Here is a 15,440-nt window from a genome sequence, read left to right as displayed (position 1 = left end):
CACGCCCTGGTTCGACGAGACCGGCGGCGAGAGTTCCTGGCTCCCGGGGGTTACTACCCCGGTGACAGTGGCGGGACCGCGCCGGATTCGCACCGGCTTCCTCTTCTGCCGCCGTAGATGGCTCCGGAAGTCCACCACGGGTCGGGACGGCCGTCAACTTGCCTGTGACCTGCGACGGGAGAGTGTGCGCAGGCCCACACACACCGAAGGTGCGCGACGGTGTCCCGTCACGCACCTCAGGAGTCGCGCGTCGTACGTCAGGCCACGATGAGGTAGATGCCGTACGCCACGGCCGCCGTGCACGCTGCGAAGCACGCGTAGGCGCCGGCGACCGCGAGCGCCGCCGAGTCGCCCTGCGCGACCGCCCGTTCGCGGCGCGAGAGTCCGGCGATGCCGAGGGTGAACAGGGCCACCAGGGCCACCGTGACGACGAGACTGACACCGAAGACGGAGCCGAGGGCCGCCCAGTCGATCTTCATGCTGCTTCCTTGTGTTGCCGGGAGGGGTGACCGGGGGTCAGACGGCGGCCTTGGTCGGCTCGGGTCCGGGGGCCGGTGCCGGGAGGGTGACGGAGAGGTCTTCGGTCACCGTGCCCGTGGGAGGCGGGGTGACGGCGGCCATGGCGGTGGTGACCACACCGGCCGGTTCGTCGTCGGCGGTGACGTTGGTGTGGTCGACGACCTCGCGGCGGGAGATCCGCCAGATCGCGAAGCTGGAGGCGATCAGGAAGACCGCGACGGCGGCGGTGCCCCAGCCGCCGAGGCCCGTCACGTACTCGGCGAGCGCGGCGACCAGCGCGGCGGCCGGCAGGGTCAGGGCCCAGGCGACGAACATCCGGGTGGCCGTGGACCAGCGGACCACGCCGCCCTTGCGGCCGAGACCGGCGCCCATCACGGAGCCGGAGACGGAGTGCGTGGTGGACAGGGAGAAGCCGAGGTGGGAGGAGGCCAGGATGACCGTCGCGGCGCTGGTCTGGGCGGCGAAGCCCTGCTGCGGCTGGAGGTCGGTGAGGCCCTTGCCCATGGTGCGGATGATCCGCCAGCCGCCGAGGTAGGTGCCGAGCGCGATGGCCAGGCCGGCGGAGAGGATGACCCAGGTGGGCGGGTCCGACGCGGGGGCGAGGGCGCCGCCCGCGACCAGGGCCAGGGTGATGATGCCCATGGTCTTCTGGGCGTCGTTGGTGCCGTGGGCGAGGGAGACGAGGCCCGCGGAGGCGATCTGGCCGGCGCGGTAGCCCTTCTTCGAGGCCTCGCCGTCGGCCTTCTTGCCGAGGGTGTACGTGAGCCGCGTGGCCAGCAGGGCCGCGACGCCCGCGACGATCGGGGCGGCGACGGCCGGGAGGAGGACCTTGGTGACGAGCACGTCGCCGTGGACGGCGCCGACGCCCGCCGAGGCGATGGTGGCGCCGATCAGGCCGCCCATCAGGGCGTGCGACGAGCTGGAGGGCAGGCCCACCAGCCAGGTGAGGAGGTTCCAGAGGATCGCGCCGACCAACGCGGCGAAGATGACCTCGGGACGGATGCCGGTCTCGTCGACGAGACCCTTGGAGATCGTGTTGGCGACCTCCACCGAGAGGAAGGCGCCCACAAGGTTGAGCACGGCGGACATGGCCACCGCGACCTTGGGCTTGAGCGCACCGGTCGAGATGGTCGTGGCCATCGCGTTGGCGGTGTCGTGAAAACCGTTCGTGAAATCGAACGCGAGCGCGGTTACCACCACGATCGCGAGGATCAGCGAGAAGTTTTCCATTTACCCAGGCAATCGTTCGAGGTCATTGGCTCGATGAACGTAGGAAACCTGAGTGAACGGAAGGTGAACTGGGGCGGGCCGCGCGGTGTCCGGCAGGGAGGGTTTCCCCTATGAACGGAAGCCCTCCGTCCAGGGTGCCCGGGCGGGGCGCGGGCGGGGCGCGGTTCACCCGCCGCGGGCGAACGCCCTCAGCTGGGTGAGGGACCCGTCGAAGAGATTCTGGTCACCCGGCAGGCTGCCGCCGTTGTCGTACTGCCAGAGGGTCCAGGTCCGCCATCCGGACGGCAGCGTTCCGGGGTCCGGTGCATCGTAGCGGGCCACCCACAGAGGGTGGTCGGCGAAGGCGCGGGAGGCGCCGGTGCAGGTGTTCCACCAGTGGGCGGTGGTGTAGATCACCGGGCGGCGGCCGGTCAGCCGGCGCACCTCGTCGCTGAACGCCCGGATCCAGGCGGTCATCGCCGCCTTGCGCAGCCCGTAGCACTGGTGCGAGCCGTACGGGTTGTACTCGATGTCGAGCGCGGGCGGCAGGGTCCAGCCGTCCGGCCGCCAGCCGCCTCCGTTGCGCACGAAGAACGCCGCCTGCGCGCGGCCCGAGGACCGGTCGGGCAGGGCGAAGTGGTAGGCGCCGCGCACCAGGCCGGCGGCTCGGGCGCCGTCGTACTGCCGGGCGTGGTACGGGTTGCGGTAGGTGTGCGACTCGGTGGCCTTGACGTAGACGAACCGGGCGCCCCTGGCCCGGCTCTCCGGCCAGTCGACGTCCTTCTGGTGCGAAGATCGTTGAACTCTGATCGATCCCCGGCCAAGCGGTCACGTGGGCGGTATGTCCGGGTATGCGCCCTCCCGGGGGTCGCCCCTCCGTCCTGAAGTGCCCCCACGCACCGGCGCCTTCGCGCATCGCGCCTGGCAGGATCGCCGCATGGCTGACGAACGGTGGGAGCAGGGGGACGGCGACGTCCCGTACCGGCGCACGGTGCGGCCCGAGGAGGCGGCGGCCTGGGAGTCCCTGGTCGCGACGGCCCGCCGGACGGTCGCCGACGGACTCGTCGTCGGCACGTCCGGGAACGTCTCGGTGCGCGTCGGGGACACGGTGCTGGTCACGCCCTCCGGGGTGCCCTACGACCGGCTCACCGCCCAGGACGTCACGGGCGTCGCCCTCGACGGCCGGCAGGTGCTGGGCACGCTGGTGCCGACCAGCGAGCTGCCCATGCACCTCGCCGTCTACGGCGCCACCGACGCCCGCGCCGTCGTGCACACCCACGCCGTCCACGCGACGGCCGTCTCGACCCTGGTGCCCGAGCTCCCGCTGATCCACTACATGGCCGCCGCCCTCGGCGGACCCGTCCGGGTCGCCCCCTACGCGACCTACGGCACCGAGGAGTTGGCCGAGAACATGCTGCGGGCCCTCACCGGCCGCACCGCCTGCCTCCTGCGCAACCACGGCACCGTCGCCCACGGCGCCACCCTGGACCAGGCGTACGACCGCACGGCCCAACTGGAATGGATGTGCCGCGTCTGGCTCACGGCGTCCTCGGTCCCGGGCCTGACCCCGGCCCTCCTGTCCGAGGAACAGGTCGCGGAGGTGGGGAACCGGCTGAAGGGGTACGGCCAGCGGGGCTGACGGCCCGTCGGCGGCACCCTGGGTCACCTCATGGCCACCCGGCCGCTTTCCCCTGCCCGGCTCCAGGCACCCCGCCGCCCGCCCGCGCCGTACGGGGTGCGGGCCGTGGCGGCGGGGACGCACGGCCGGGGGCTCCCCGCGCGGTGGCGCCCCCGTCACCCCGTCCCGCCCTCCCACTGGCCGTCGGGCCGGTCGTTCCGGACACTGGACGGGTGCGCACTGTCCGAACGACGGCCGCAGCCGTCTCCGTGGCCCTGGCCGCCGGCGCCGCGAGCGTCGCCGCCGGGCGGCTCGCCAGCGGCGCCGCCCTGACGGCGACCCCCGGCCGCCCGCTGCCCACCGAACCCCGGCTCACCGTGCACGCCACGGCCGCCGGGCAGATCACCCTCACCCGCGACCTGGCCTCACTGCGCCCCGGCACGTACGGCCTGGCCGGTGACGGCTCGCACGCCGTCGTCGGCCCGGTCCTCGACGACGCGCAGCACTCCGCCGACACCGTGGTCCGCCGCCTGGAGCGCGTCACCCACGGCACCCTGAAGCCCGGCGACAGCGTGTGGCTCACGCCCAACGTGTACGTCGGCAACCCGCGCGCCACCCTCGGCCTCGACCACGCCGACATCGACATCCCGGGCGAACTCGGCTCGCTGCCCGCCTGGTTCGTGCCCGGCGCCCGGGGCACCTGGCTCATCGCGGTGCACGGCCTGGGCACCACCCGCGAACACGCCATGAACCTCATGCGGCCCCTCAACGCCCGCCACGTCCCGGTGCTCGCCCTCGCCTACCGCGGCGACCTCGGCGCGCCCCGCCCGCCGGACGGCCTGCACCACTTCGGCGAGACCGAGTGGCGCGACGTCGACGCCGCGATGCGCTACGCCGTGCGCTACGGCGCCCGGAAGATCGTCCTGCTCGGCTGGTCCACCGGCGCCACCATGGCGCTGCGCGCCGCCGCCCGCTCCAGTCTGCGCGACCGGATCGCCGGGCTCGTCCTGGACTCCCCGGTGCTCAGCTGGGAGACCACGCTGCGCGCCCTCGCCGCGGCCCGCCACACCCCGAACGCCCTGCTGCCCCTCGCCGTCCGCGCCGCCCAGGGCCGCGCGAACCTGACCGCCGACCGCTCCGGCACCGACGCCTTCGAGGGCGTCACGGTCCCCACCGTCGTCTTCCACGGCCCCGGCGACCGGGTGGCCCCCTGGACCCTGTCCCGCCGCCTGGCCAGGGCCCACCCCGACCTCGTCACCCTGCACACCGTGCGGGACGCCCCGCACGCCGCCATGTGGAACGCCGACCCCGGCTTCTACGAGGAGTCGCTGCGCCGCTTCATGACGCCGCTGGTCTGAGACGTCCCCGCGGGACCGGCCCGCCCGGCCGGTCCCGTGCCATTCCGTTTAAGGCCGTACCGCTGGCCTGTTCCGGGTGCCCGGCACCCGTCGGGCCCCTCGCGCCGGCCCTCCCCGGAGCCCCTCGGGGCATTCCGTTTGGGTTTTCGGACCGTCAACCGGAAGACTGCACCCGTGACGTCCCGTATCCCGCGCGACTCCAGGCTTCGACTCGTCCGCCCGCGACCCCTGGCCGCCGCCCCCGGAGCAGTGAACCAGCGGCGCCCGCGCCGACCCGCGCCCCGGCCGCCGGAGGGCACACCGGCCCGGTCCGAGCTGGCCGGAATGGCACGCTCCCTCCTCGCCGGCGCGGTCCGCGTCGCCCTCTGGGCCGACACCGCCCTGCGCCCCGGCCGTACGAACGCGAACCCCGACGGCAAAGGCACCCTCTCCGACGAGACCGCCGAACACGCCTCCCGCGCCCTCGGCCTGAGCGTCGCTCAGGTCCGCGCCGACTGGGACACCGCCCGGCTCGCCGGCCTCGTCGAGGTGCACGGCGACAGCGCCCGCCCCAGCTGGCGGCTGCGTGCCTGGGACCGCGACGACAGCGCCGTCCTGCGCGGCTGGGTCGCCCTCTTCGACGCCTGGTCGCTGGCCCACCCCGAGCCCGCCCACCTCCACCACGCGGCCGTCGCCGACGTCGTCTCGGCCCTGCCCCAGGTGCTGTCCTTCCTCCAGCTGTCCGCCGGGCCGGTCCCCGTCGAGCAGCTCCTCGACCTGCTGGAGCAGCGCGTCACCGAGCTGCGCACCGAACGCTGCGAGATCGCGTACGGGCCGGGCCCCGAGCCGCTCCCCGACGCGAGACCCGTCGAGGACACCCCGCTCGCCCCGCTGCTCGACTGGGCCCTCACCGCCCTCGCCTCCGTCGGCGCCCTCACCTACGGCGACGGCCAGGCCACCCTGACCCCGCTCGGCAGCTGGGCGGTCTGGGTCAAGCTGGAGCAGATCTGCGTGGCCGCCCAGAGCCCCGCCGGGAACATCGAGCGGTCCGCCGAGGACATGCTGCGCGGCTGCGCCCAGCTGCGCCCCAACGCCGCCCGCGACGAGTACCGCGCCTGGCTCGCCGCCCGCCCCGTCGGCAGCGCCGTCACCGAGCTGCTGGCCGCCGCCCGCGGCGACGACGCCCTGCTGCGCGGCCTCGCCTTCGAGGCGCTGCGCGTGGTCGGCGCCCCCGCCGAACCCGACGTCCGCGCGATCGCCGACGAGCCGGCCCTGCGCCCCTACGCCCTGCTGTGGCTCGCCGAGCACGACGGCGCCGACCCCGAGGACGCCCACGAGGTGCTGACCCGCGAGGAGGCCACCTGGCTGTGGGTGGACACCGCCGCAGCCGTCGCCGACCACGGCGAGGCCCCCATGCTGGTGCGGCACCTGGAGTCCGCCGTCCAGCCGACCGTGCCCGCCCTCCTCGACGAGGTGCGTGCCGTCGGCCACCCCCGCACCGTGCAGGTCCTGGTCGCCCTCGCCGCGGCGCACCCGGACCCGGCCCTCGCCAGGGCCGTACGCCGGGCCGCCTTCCAGGTGCACACCGGCGGAAGCTGAGCCGGGCCCGCGCCCCTCAGCCGCCCGTGCCCGCCGGGGGGGGCGCGTCGACGTCGTCCACGACGGCGTACACCCCGGCCGGGCCCGCGCCCTCCATCACCCTTTCGTGCGCCGGCGACCCCGGGCGCTCGTCGCCGCCGCCGGTGTGATGCACGACCCGTCCCGGGTCGTCCGAAGCCGGAAAAACTGGTTGCACCGCCCCGTTAGACTGGCCCCATGGCCATTCTCCTCGCGCATTAGACGGCGGGACTGTCCTCAGCCGCCCATACCGCCACCTAGCCCCGCCCTGGAGTCTGACCGTGATCTCCGCCACCGGTATCGAGCTGCGCGCCGGCGCGCGCGTCCTCATCGAGTCCGCGACCTTCCGCGTCGCCAAGGGTGACCGCATCGGCCTCGTCGGCCGCAACGGCGCGGGCAAGACGACCCTCACCAAGTGCCTGGCCGGCGAGGGCATCCCGGCCGCCGGACAGATCACCCGCTCGGGCGAGGTCGGCTACCTCCCGCAGGACCCCCGCACCGGCGACCTCGACGTCCTCGCCCGCGACCGCATCCTCTCCGCGCGCGGCCTCGACGTGCTGATCCGCAAGATGCGCGACAACGAGCAGCGCATCGCCAACGGCCAGGGCGCCACCCGCGAGAAGGCCCTCAAGCAGTACGAGCGCCAGGAGACGGAGTTCCTCACCAAGGGCGGCTACTCGGCCGAGGCCGAGGCCGCCACCATCGCCGCCGCGCTCAACCTGCCCGACCGGGTGCTCGGCCAGCCGCTGCACACCCTCTCCGGCGGTCAGCGCCGCCGTATCGAGCTCGCCCGCATCCTCTTCTCCGACGCGGACACCCTGCTCCTCGACGAGCCGACCAACCACCTCGACGCCGACTCGATCGTCTGGCTGCGGGACTACCTGAAGACCTACCGCGGCGGCTTCATCGTGATCTCCCACGACGTCGACCTGGTCGAGACCGTCGTGAACAAGGTGTTCTACCTGGACGCCAACCGCGCCCAGATCGACGTCTACAACATGGGCTGGAAGCTCTACCAGCAGCAGCGCGAGGCCGACGAGAAGCGCCGCAAGCGCGAGCGCCAGAACGCCGAGAAGAAGGCCGCCGCGCTCAACGCCCAGGCCGACAAGATGCGCGCCAAGGCCACCAAGACGGTCGCCGCGCAGAACATGGCCCGCCGCGCCGAGCGTCTGCTGTCCGGTCTGGAGGAGGTCCGCCAGTCCGACAAGGTCGCCAAGCTGCGGTTCCCCGAGCCCGCCCCCTGCGGCAGGACCCCGCTCACCGCCGAGGGCCTGTCGAAGTCGTACGGCTCCCTGGAGATCTTCACCGACGTCGACCTGGCCATCGACAAGGGCTCCCGCGTCGTCATCCTCGGCCTCAACGGCGCCGGCAAGACCACACTGCTGCGCCTTCTCGCCGGAGTGGAGCAGCCGGACACCGGCGCGGTCATCCCCGGCCACGGCCTCAAGATCGGCTACTACGCCCAGGAGCACGAGACCCTGGACCCCGACCGCACCGTCCTGGAGAACATGCGCTCGGCGGCCCCCGACATGGACCTCGTCGAGGTCCGCAAGGTGCTCGGCTCGTTCCTGTTCTCCGGCGACGACGTCGACAAGCCGGCCGGCGTCCTCTCCGGCGGTGAGAAGACCCGGCTGGCCCTCGCCACCCTGGTCGTCTCCTCGGCGAACGTTCTGCTGCTCGACGAGCCCACCAACAACCTCGACCCGGCCAGCCGCGAGGAGATCCTCGGCGCGCTGCGCACCTACAAGGGCGCGGTCGTCCTCGTCACCCACGACGAGGGTGCCGTCGAGGCCCTGCAGCCGGAGCGGATCATCCTGCTGCCCGACGGTGTCGAGGACCTGTGGGGCGCCGGCTACGCGGATCTCGTCGCCCTCGCTTGATCGAATACGTGATCCACGGGCTATGGATCATTCGGCCCACGGGTGATCCACCATCTGTGTGAGATCTCCTCGTACCGAGGTGTGTAGTACATCGATTTCGCGCCCCCGTCGGTTATCGGCGGGGGCGCGCGTATGCCAGGACGCTGACCTGGGAATTCATAAATGAACCCGTTCGGCTGTACGGACGGGAGCGCTCGGAATTCGCTATTCCGCATGTGGGGACGCGCTCCTGTCGTCACAACCATGTCTCACGGACCTTGCCGAATGGGTGGCCATGTGGCCCCGGAGGGGTGATCATGAGGAGACCAGAGCGCACTTCCCATGAGGAGGCACGGGTGGCCGAGACTCTGAAGAAGGGCAGCCGGGTGACCGGCGCCGCGCGCGACAAGCTCGCGGCAGACCTGAAGAAAAAGTACGACTCCGGTGCGAGCATCCGGGCACTGGCCGAGGAGACCGGCCGCTCGTATGGCTTCGTCCACCGGATGCTCAGCGAATCGGGCGTCACGCTCCGTGGGCGTGGCGGGGCGACGCGAGGCAAGAAGGCCGCATCGTCCTGATCCCGGGCGGTCCATCGTCTTCGATGGTGACCACCCGGCCGGTCCGCCCCTGAGCCCTTGAGGGGCCCGGCGGGACTCCGGATCGACCGGGTGGTTACTGTGCAGTCACTTGGTGGGTGCCCCACGGCATCCGCAGGCTGACCGCACGCATCGGAGGCACCCCATGGCTTCGCCCGACCAGGACATCGCTCCCCTGCTCGACAAGGACCACGTCCGGCTCACCGTCGACGGCGCGATCGCGACGGTGACCCTGACCAACCCGGCCAAGCGCAACGCGCAGAGCCCCGCCATGTGGCGGACGCTCGCCGAGGCCGGTCGGGTCCTGCCGGGCAGCGTGCGCGTCGTCGTGCTGCGCGGAGAGGGCCAGTCCTTCTCCGCGGGACTCGACCGCAAGATGTTCACGCCCGAGGGGATCGAGGGCGAACCCTCCTTCATCGACCTCGCGCGCAGCAGTGACGGCGAGCTCGACTCCGCGATCGCGGGGTTCCAGGAGGCGTTCACCTGGTGGCGGCGCAACGACCTGGTGTCCATCGCCGCCGTGCAGGGCCATGCCATCGGGGCGGGCTTCCAGCTCGCGCTCGCCTGTGACGTGCGCGTCGTCGCCGACGACGTGCAGTTCGCCATGCGTGAGACCAGCCTCGGGCTGGTGCCCGACCTGACCGGCACGCATCCGCTCGTCGGGCTCGTCGGCTACGGCCGCGCGCTGGAGATCTGTGTGACGGGCCGCTCCGTGTCGGCCGAGGAGGCCGTGGCGAGCGGGCTCGCCAACCTCGCCGTGCCCGCGGACCAGCTCGACGACGCCGTACGGGACCTGGCCGGGGCGATCGTCGCCGCGCCGCGGGACGCCGTCGTGGAGACCAAGGCGCTGCTGCGCGGTGCCACCGACCGCACCTACGACGAGCAGCGCGGCGCCGAGCGGGCCGCGCAGGCACGCCGTCTGCGGGACCTGGCCGGCCTCGGCGAGTGAGCCGCGCGCCGGTCAGCCGACGGAGGTGACCACCACGGCCACCGTCGGCCGGTCCGCGAGGGCCCGGCCCACGCGCTCGCGCACCTCCCGGGCCACCTCCACGGCCCGGTGGTCCGCGGCGACCGCGAGCTCCACACGCACATGCCGGTGCGGCAGGGCGGCCCCGTCCTGCTGCGTCCCGACGTGCACCGAACGGCCCGGCCCGCCCAGCGCGCCGGTCAGCCCGCTCACCCCGGGCACCGCCAGGACGACGGCCGTGACGCGCTCCTCGTCGGGGTTCGCGGGCCGCGCCGGGGGCACCGGCTCGGCCGACCGGCCGGCCGCCGGGCTCTCGTCGCCGCCGTCCTCGTCGAACAGGGCCGTCACCCGCAGATCCACCTCGGTCACCGTCAGACCGAGGTGATCCGAGGCGGCCGACAGCGCCGCGCGCAGCCGGTCCGCCGTGACCGGCAGCGGCTCGGCGCCGGCCGCCGCGCACTCCGCCGTGATCCGCAGCGGCCCCGGCGGCAGGGCGCTCGGCGGGGGCGGCACGACCGGCTCGGCGGCGCCGCCCGGATCGGCCGGCCTGATCCGCAGCGCGCCCAGCCGGGCACCGCGCACCGGCTCCGCCGCGCGCCGCAGCACCGCCGCGGCCGCCGTTTCGAAGATCCACGCGCCGTCGCGCGCGCCGCCCAGCGGCAGCAGCCGTCCGAGCCCGATCTGCTGCCGTACCGCCCGCTGCCACCGGTCCGCCGTCGTCATTCCTCCAGACTGCCGTATCCGTGGCGCGGTATCCCGTAACCATGCTTACGGTGGTCGAGGGACGACCACCGAAAAGGACGGACGGCCATGACCGAGATGACGGAGCAGAAGATCCAGGGGCACGGGCGCGGCGGCACGGACACCGGGGCCCGGGGCAGGACCACCATCGCCGACGGCGTCGTGGAGAAGATCGCCGGAATGGCCACCCGCGACGTGGAAGGCGTGCACGCGATGGGCAGCGGCCTGTCGCGGACCTTCGGCGCCATGCGGGACCGGGTCCCCGGCGGCGGGACGGACAAGTCGGTCACCCGCGGGGTCAAGGCCGAGGTCGGCGAGAAGCAGGCCGCGCTCGACCTGGAGATCGTCGTCGAGTACGGGGTGTCCATCGCCGACGTCGCCGGCGACGTGCGCGAGAACGTGATCAACGCGGTGGAGCGGATGACCGGCCTCGAGGTCGTCGAGGTCAACATCGCGGTGAGCGACGTGAAGCTGCCGGACGAGGAGGAAGAGGAACCGGAGCGCCGCATCCAGTGAGCCACCGGGGCAGGGTCCGTGAAGGCGCCGAGAAGCTGAGGAGCGCAGCATGAGCATGGCCGTGGTCGGCATGATCGCCGGCATGGCACTGGCCTTCGCCGGGTACTTCGGCGGATTCGGCGCCTTTGTGCTGGTGGCGGCCCTGGGTGCCGTCGGGTTCGCCGTCGGCCGGTTCCTGGAGGGTGACTGGGAGCTCGGCGACTTCTTCCGCCCCCGCGACGAACGGCGGCGGTGACGGCCGTGAGCGGCGGGGCGGCGGAGGTCCGCAGACCCCCGGCCGAGATCGCGCCGGGGGAGCGGGGCTCCCTGCGGATCGCCGACCGGGTGGTCGCGAAGATCGCCTCGCAGTGCGCCCGGGAGGCCGTGGGACCGCCACCCCAGGGCGCCGAACGCCCCTACGCCAACGTCGTCGTCGCCCATGACACCGTCCGCGCCCGGGTCCACGTGGAGCTCGGCCACCCCACCGACATCGGCGCGCGCTGCGCGGCCGTGCGTCGCCATGTCACCGAACGGGTAGGCGCGTTGGTGGGCATGGAGGTGACCGAGGTCGCCGTGCACGTCGAGCGGCTGCACCCGGCGTCCGCGCGGGACACGGCACAGGGGAGGACGCGATGAGCGAGTCCCGGGGACAGGAGGGCGCCACCGAGCGGCTGCCGGTCCTGGAGAAGACGACCGGGTCCGGCGACGGGGCCGGCGACCACGGGCAGTCGACGTCCGCCGCCGACCACGAGCCCCCGCCCCCGGCCGGCCGCGCGGGCCGCTTCTGGTCGCCCCGCCGCGTCCCCGCCGCGCTCACCGCGCTGGTGCTCTTCGTGGGCGCCGGCTTCTTCCTGTACGACATCGCCTCCGTACGGGCCGGCCGGCCCGCCATGCGCTGGCGCCGCGAACTCGCCGACCAGCTGGCCCACCGCCCCCTCGACGACACCTGGGTGCTCGTCGGCGCCGGACTGGTCGCCGTCCTCGGTCTGTGGCTGCTGCTCCTCGCGCTCACCCCCGGTCTGCGGCGGATCCTGCCGATGCGGCGCACCCACGCCGACGTCCGCGCCGGGCTGCACCGCGACCTCGCCGCACTGGTCCTGCGCGACCGGGCGATGGAGGTCTCCGGCGTCCAGTCGGTGCGCGTGCGCGTGCGCCGGTCGAAGGCGGAGGTCCGGGCCGTCTCGCACTTCCGCGACCTGGACGACGTACGCGCCGAGCTGGACGCCACGCTCGCCGAGACCGTGCGGGGGCTGGGGCTGGCCCGGCGGCCCGCCCTGTCCGTGCGGGTGCGGCGCCTCGGACGGAAGGGGTGAGGGCCGTGCTCAGGACCGTGAACCGGGTGTTCGTCGGGCTCGCCGGACTGGTGCTGCTCGTGATCGGCGGCTCGGTGTTCGCCGTGGGTCTCGGCGCGCCCGCGCCCTCCTGGTGGATCCACGACGACCGGCACGACGTGCTGCTCAGCGACGCCGAACGGACCCGCTGGCGGGACGACGACTGGTGGTGGCCCGTCGTCATCGCCGTCCTCGCGGTGCTGGTCCTGCTCGCCCTGTGGTGGCTGACCGCGAACCTGCGCCGGCGCCGCCTCACCGAGGTCCTCGTCGACACCGGCGACGGCGAGGGCGCGCTGCTGCGGGGCCGCGCCCTCGCGGACGCCCTCGCGAGCGAGACCGCCGCCCAGGAGGGCGTGCAGCGCGCCCGCGTCCGTCTGCGGGGCAGGCGCACCGCGCCCGAGACCCGCGTACGGCTGCTGCTGGAGCCGCACGTGGACCCCGGGGCGGCGCTCGACGAGTTCACCGACGGGGCCCTGGCCCACGCCCGCACCTCGGCGGGGCTGGCGTCCCTGCCCGCGGAGGTCCGTATGAAGGGCGTCAAGCACGGTGCGGAGCGGGTGAGTTGACGGCCCGCGTCCGCACGGCGCTCAGAACCCGTGCCGCATCCCGCCGTCCACCGGCAGCATGACGCCCGTCAGATAGGACGCGGCCGGGGACAGCAGGAACGCCGCCGCCCGCCCGAACTCCTCCGGACGGCCGTAGCGGCGCAGCGGGATGCGCGACTCGTTCGCCGCCCGGGTGGCCTCCGGGTCGGCGGACAGCGCGTCCAGCTCCCGCACCCGGTCGGTGTCGATCCGCGCCGGCAGCAGTCCCACCACGCGGATGCCGCGCGGCCCCAGCTCGTCCGAGAGGGACTTGGCGAACCCGGCGAGCCCCGGCCGCAGTCCGTTGGAGATGGTCAGCCCCGGGATCGGCTCGTGCACCGAACCCGACAGCACGAACCCGATGACCCCGCCCTCGTCGAGCTCGGCCGCCGCCGTGCGCGCCAGCCGGACCGCGCCGAGGAACACCGACTCGAACGCGGCCTGCCACTGCTCGTCCGTGTTGTCCGCGACGAACCCGGCGGGCGGGCCGCCGACGCTCACGAGGACGCCGTCGAAGCGGCCGAACGCCTCGCGCGCGGCGGCGACGAGCCGTTCCGGCGCCCCGGGGTCGGCGTTGTCGACGGCCACGCCGACCGCGTCCGGCCCCAGGTCGGCGGCGGCCGCGGCGACCCGCTCCTCGTCCCTGCCGGTCAGGACGACCTTCGCCCCGTCGGCCACGAGTTCCCGTGCCGTCGCGTTGCCCAGGCCGCGCGTGGCACCCGTGACGACGTACACCCGGTCCTTCAGTCCAAGATCCATGGTCCCTATCCTGCCCCGCCGTCCCCGGACAGGGCGAGGGCGGTGTTCACCAGGCCGATGTGGCTGAAGGCCTGCGGGAAGTTGCCCAGCTGGTGCCCGGCGACCGGGTCGTACTCCTCGGCCAGCAGGCCCACGTCGTTGGCGAGGCCCACCAGGTGGTCGAACAGCTCGCGCGCCTCCTTGGCGCGGCCCGCCCTGTGCAGCGCCTCCGCCAGCCAGAACGAGCAGGCGAGGAAGGCGCCCTCGCCGCCGGGCAGCCCGTCGATCGACTGCCCCTCGGTGCTGTAGCGGCGCAGCAGCCCGTCATGGCTGAGCTCGGCGCGGACCGCGTCGATCGTGCCGATGACCCGAGGGTCGTCGGGCGGCAGGAAGCCCACGCGGGGGATGAGCAGCACGGCTGCGTCCAGCTCCCGCGAGCCGTAGGACTGCGTGAAGGTGTTGCGTTCGGGATCGTAGCCCCGTTCGCACACCTCCCGGTGCACCTCGTCGCGGAACGCGCGCCAGCCCTCCAGGTCGCCGTGGAGCTTCGGGTTGTGCTCCAGGGTGCGCACCGCCCGGTCCGCGGCCACCCACACCATCACCTTGGAGTGCACGAAGTGCCGGCGGCCGCCCCGGACCTCCCACAGACCCTCGTCGGGCTGGTGCCAGTGCGCGCGCAGCCACTCCACCAGGGCCACCTGGATCGCCCACATGTGCGGCTCGTTGGGCAGGCCGGCCTCACGGGCCAGCGCGAGGGTGTCCATGACCTCGCCGTACACGTCGAGCTGGAGCTGGTTGACGGCCTCGTTGCCGATGCGCACGGGCGCGGAGCCGTGGAAGCCGGACAGCCAGGGCACCTCGAACTCGGGCAGCCGCCGCTCACCGGCGAGCCCGTACATGATCTGCAGGTCGGCCGGGTCGCCGGCGACGGCCCGCAGCAGCCAGTCCCGCCAGGCCTCGGCCTCCTCCCGGTAGCCCGCCGACAGGCCGACGTTCAGGGTGAGGGTGGAGTCGCGCAGCCAGCAGTAGCGGTAGTCCCAGTTGCGCACCCCGCCCATCTCCTCGGGCAGCGAGGTCGTGGCGGCGGCGACGATCCCTCCGGTGGGCCGGTAGGTGAGGGCCTTCAACGTGATCAGGGAGCGGACCACGGCCTCCCGGTAGGGGCCGTCGTACCGGCACTGCCGCACCCAGGCCCGCCAGTCCCGGACGCTGACCTCCAGCGCCTCGTACGGGTCGATGAGCGCCGGACGGGGCCGGTGCGAGGGGTGCCAGGTCAGGACGAACGCGACCTTCTCGCCCTCCTCGACGGTGAACTCGGCGTGGGTGCCGAAGTTCTCGCCCCAGGTGTGCACCTGCGGTTCGCTGCGCAGCCAGGCCGAGTCGGGGCCGGCGACGGCCACCCGGTGCCCGTGCGACTCGCGCACCCAGGGCATCACGGCGCCGTAGTCGAAGCGCAGCCGCAGGACGCTGTGCACGGTGACCCGGCCGCGCAGCCCCTCGACGATGCGCACGAGGTCGGGGGCCTCGTCGCGCTGGGGCATCAGGTCGGTGACCCGGATCGCGCCGTCGGCGGTCTCCCACTCGGTGTCCAGCACCAGGGTGTCAGGGCGGTAGGCGCGGCGGGTGCAGGGCCCGTCGACGCCCTTCGGGGCGATCCGCCAGTGGCCGTTGTCCTCGTCGCCGAGCAGCTTGGCGAAGCAGGCGGCCGAGTCGAAGCGGGGCAGGCACAGCCAGTCGACCGAACCGTCCCTGCCGACCAGGGCCGCCGTCTGCTCGTCGCCGATCAGGGCGTAGTCCTCGATGCGGGGGTGCACGCAAGTGCGGATTCC

General features: G+C 73.8%; 17 protein-coding genes, 1 pseudogene and 1 riboswitch. Of the genes and pseudogenes, 11 read left to right on the top strand and 7 right to left on the bottom strand.

The genetic code is table 11. The annotated features are described in order from the left end of the window. Positions 1-7 precede the first annotated feature (7 nt). A riboswitch (cobalamin riboswitch) is annotated at positions 8-151 on the bottom strand. 106 nt (positions 152-257) lie between these two features. The 3 genes and pseudogenes from ACFV46_RS29060 to ACFV46_RS29050 form a co-directional block, all read right to left on the bottom strand. Beyond that, positions 258-479 (bottom strand): hypothetical protein, encoded by a 222-nt coding sequence (locus ACFV46_RS29060; RefSeq protein ID WP_361931081.1) that lies wholly within the window; start codon positions 477-479, stop codon positions 258-260. A 37-nt stretch (positions 480-516) separates the two neighbouring features. Beyond that, positions 517-1,749 (bottom strand): inorganic phosphate transporter, encoded by a 1,233-nt coding sequence (locus ACFV46_RS29055; RefSeq protein WP_361931079.1) that lies wholly within the window; start codon positions 1,747-1,749, stop codon positions 517-519. 165 nt (positions 1,750-1,914) lie between these two features. Next, a pseudogene (locus ACFV46_RS29050) lies at positions 1,915-2,523 on the bottom strand (lysozyme); the annotation flags it as partial. Positions 2,524-2,665: 142 nt separating this feature from the next. Between ACFV46_RS29050 and ACFV46_RS29045 the strand changes: the two are divergent. From ACFV46_RS29045 to ACFV46_RS29035, 3 genes are all read left to right on the top strand, one after another. Beyond that, complete coding sequence (locus tag ACFV46_RS29045; protein ID WP_361931073.1) at positions 2,666-3,367, top strand: class II aldolase/adducin family protein; 702 nt, start codon at positions 2,666-2,668, stop codon at positions 3,365-3,367. Between the two features lie 212 nt (positions 3,368-3,579). Next, complete coding sequence (locus ACFV46_RS29040; protein ID WP_361931071.1) at positions 3,580-4,704, top strand: alpha/beta fold hydrolase; 1,125 nt, start codon at positions 3,580-3,582, stop codon at positions 4,702-4,704. A 174-nt stretch (positions 4,705-4,878) separates the two neighbouring features. After that, a complete protein-coding gene (locus tag ACFV46_RS29035) occupies positions 4,879-6,282 on the top strand; it encodes a hypothetical protein (protein ID WP_361931068.1) in 1,404 nt (467 codons plus the stop codon). A gap of 16 nt (positions 6,283-6,298) precedes the next feature. On the opposite strand, the gene ACFV46_RS29030 is transcribed toward ACFV46_RS29035, so the two are convergent. After that, positions 6,299-6,436 (bottom strand): hypothetical protein, encoded by a 138-nt coding sequence (locus ACFV46_RS29030; RefSeq protein WP_385500433.1) that lies wholly within the window; start codon positions 6,434-6,436, stop codon positions 6,299-6,301. Between the two features lie 145 nt (positions 6,437-6,581). Between ACFV46_RS29030 and ACFV46_RS29025 the strand changes: the two genes are divergently transcribed. The 3 genes from ACFV46_RS29025 to ACFV46_RS29015 all read left to right on the top strand — a co-directional run bounded on the left by ACFV46_RS29025 (position 6,582) and on the right by ACFV46_RS29015 (position 9,704). Then, positions 6,582-8,180, top strand: coding sequence for an ABC-F family ATP-binding cassette domain-containing protein (locus ACFV46_RS29025; protein ID WP_361931065.1), 1,599 nt, complete (start codon positions 6,582-6,584; stop codon positions 8,178-8,180). Positions 8,181-8,515: 335 nt separating this feature from the next. After that, positions 8,516-8,737, top strand: a complete 222-nt coding sequence (locus tag ACFV46_RS29020) for a helix-turn-helix domain-containing protein (RefSeq protein ID WP_004002281.1) — start codon at positions 8,516-8,518, stop codon at positions 8,735-8,737. A gap of 163 nt (positions 8,738-8,900) precedes the next feature. Beyond that, complete coding sequence (locus tag ACFV46_RS29015; protein WP_385500431.1) at positions 8,901-9,704, top strand: enoyl-CoA hydratase/isomerase family protein; 804 nt, start codon at positions 8,901-8,903, stop codon at positions 9,702-9,704. A gap of 12 nt (positions 9,705-9,716) precedes the next feature. Here ACFV46_RS29015 and ACFV46_RS29010 read toward each other — a convergent pair whose 3' ends face one another. After that, a complete protein-coding gene (locus ACFV46_RS29010) occupies positions 9,717-10,445 on the bottom strand; it encodes a nucleopolyhedrovirus P10 family protein (RefSeq protein ID WP_385500430.1) in 729 nt (242 codons plus the stop codon). An 87-nt stretch (positions 10,446-10,532) separates the two neighbouring features. Here ACFV46_RS29010 and ACFV46_RS29005 point away from each other — a divergent pair, with 87 nt between their 5' ends. The 5 genes from ACFV46_RS29005 to amaP are packed head-to-tail and all read left to right on the top strand — an operon-like array spanning position 10,533 to position 12,855. Next, a complete protein-coding gene (locus tag ACFV46_RS29005) occupies positions 10,533-10,979 on the top strand; it encodes an Asp23/Gls24 family envelope stress response protein (RefSeq protein WP_376727904.1) in 447 nt (148 codons plus the stop codon). Between the two features lie 49 nt (positions 10,980-11,028). Then, positions 11,029-11,214, top strand: a complete 186-nt coding sequence (locus ACFV46_RS29000) for a hypothetical protein (RefSeq protein WP_055621361.1) — start codon at positions 11,029-11,031, stop codon at positions 11,212-11,214. Then, positions 11,211-11,594 (top strand): hypothetical protein, encoded by a 384-nt coding sequence (locus ACFV46_RS28995; RefSeq protein WP_361931057.1) that lies wholly within the window; start codon positions 11,211-11,213, stop codon positions 11,592-11,594. The genes ACFV46_RS29000 and ACFV46_RS28995 overlap by 4 nt, the downstream gene beginning before the upstream one ends. Further along, the gene (locus tag ACFV46_RS28990) at positions 11,591-12,271 is read left to right on the top strand and encodes a DUF6286 domain-containing protein (RefSeq protein ID WP_385500429.1); all 681 of its coding nucleotides are present in this window, start codon (positions 11,591-11,593) and stop codon (positions 12,269-12,271) included. Before ACFV46_RS28995 ends, ACFV46_RS28990 begins: the two co-directional genes overlap by 4 nt. Then, entirely contained in the window at positions 12,268-12,855 is a 588-nt protein-coding gene (gene amaP, locus ACFV46_RS28985) for an alkaline shock response membrane anchor protein AmaP (protein ID WP_385500428.1), read from the top strand. Before ACFV46_RS28990 ends, amaP begins: the two co-directional genes overlap by 4 nt. A 21-nt stretch (positions 12,856-12,876) precedes the next feature. Here amaP and ACFV46_RS28980 read toward each other — a convergent pair whose 3' ends face one another. Next, the gene (locus tag ACFV46_RS28980; RefSeq protein ID WP_361931049.1) at positions 12,877-13,632 is read right to left on the bottom strand and encodes an SDR family oxidoreductase; all 756 of its coding nucleotides are present in this window, start codon (positions 13,630-13,632) and stop codon (positions 12,877-12,879) included. Positions 13,633-13,637: 5 nt separating this feature from the next. Then, a complete protein-coding gene (locus ACFV46_RS28975) occupies positions 13,638-15,425 on the bottom strand; it encodes a glycoside hydrolase family 15 protein (protein ID WP_385500426.1) in 1,788 nt (595 codons plus the stop codon). Positions 15,426-15,440 lie beyond the last annotated feature (15 nt).

This window comes from Streptomyces sp. NPDC059852, from assembly GCF_042731455.1.
GTDB lineage: Bacteria > Actinomycetota > Actinomycetes > Streptomycetales > Streptomycetaceae > Streptomyces.
This window is presented reverse-complemented; position numbering and strand designations above follow the sequence as displayed.

What these genes read in the sequence shown, in the direction of transcription:
- ACFV46_RS28980 (WP_361931049.1), bottom strand. Translation starts at nt 13,632, where the DNA reads ATGGATCTTGGACTGAAGGACCGGGTGTACGTCGTCACGGGTGCCACG.
- ACFV46_RS29010 (WP_385500430.1), bottom strand. Translation starts at nt 10,445, where the DNA reads ATGACGACGGCGGACCGGTGGCAGCGGGCGGTACGGCAGCAGATCGGG.
- ACFV46_RS29015 (WP_385500431.1), top strand. Translation starts at nt 8,901, where the DNA reads ATGGCTTCGCCCGACCAGGACATCGCTCCCCTGCTCGACAAGGACCAC.
- ACFV46_RS29045 (WP_361931073.1), top strand. Translation starts at nt 2,666, where the DNA reads ATGGCTGACGAACGGTGGGAGCAGGGGGACGGCGACGTCCCGTACCGG.
- ACFV46_RS29060 (WP_361931081.1), bottom strand. Translation starts at nt 479, where the DNA reads ATGAAGATCGACTGGGCGGCCCTCGGCTCCGTCTTCGGTGTCAGTCTC.
- ACFV46_RS28990 (WP_385500429.1), top strand. Translation starts at nt 11,591, where the DNA reads ATGAGCGAGTCCCGGGGACAGGAGGGCGCCACCGAGCGGCTGCCGGTC.
- ACFV46_RS29055 (WP_361931079.1), bottom strand. Translation starts at nt 1,749, where the DNA reads ATGGAAAACTTCTCGCTGATCCTCGCGATCGTGGTGGTAACCGCGCTC.
- ACFV46_RS29000 (WP_055621361.1), top strand. Translation starts at nt 11,029, where the DNA reads ATGAGCATGGCCGTGGTCGGCATGATCGCCGGCATGGCACTGGCCTTC.
- ACFV46_RS29005 (WP_376727904.1), top strand. Translation starts at nt 10,533, where the DNA reads ATGACCGAGATGACGGAGCAGAAGATCCAGGGGCACGGGCGCGGCGGC.